1 pseudogene is annotated in these 425 nt (G+C 44.5%); it reads left to right on the forward strand.

The window, feature by feature from the left end:
* Positions 1 to 396 (forward strand): annotated as a pseudogene (locus tag UYI_RS37455) (hypothetical protein); the annotation flags it as partial.
* Positions 397 to 425 lie beyond the last annotated feature (29 nt).

Raw genomic sequence — 425 nt, forward strand, 5'->3', positions numbered from 1 at the left:
GCTGTTTACTATTCATTCACAGTTTATACTGAGAGAGTTTTTTTACAACATACCCGACTTTTCAAACATCCTCTTAGCGAAATCCGAGAAAAACACGGGCGATTAGATATCCTCGTCAATAATGTTGGTATGCGCGATCGCCGTTCATACTCAGAGAACAGCATGATTAGTGGGTATGCTAACGCTGATTATGAACCCATCATCCGTATCAAGATTCTTGATTCCAACGGACAGATATATGAACAGAACGCAATTGTAGATACAGGTTTTCATGGCTGGCTCTCCCTACCACCGGACTTGATTACGACACTCGGGTTAACTTGGAAACGTCGCGGACGAGCAATCCTAGCTGATGGTAGCGGCACCATTTTTGATGTCTATGAACTGAGGGGGTGACAAGGGGGATGTAACTTAGGCTTGGCTTG

Origin of the sequence: Fischerella muscicola PCC 7414 (assembly GCF_000317205.1) — a bacterium.
GTDB lineage: Bacteria > Cyanobacteriota > Cyanobacteriia > Cyanobacteriales > Nostocaceae > Fischerella > Fischerella muscicola.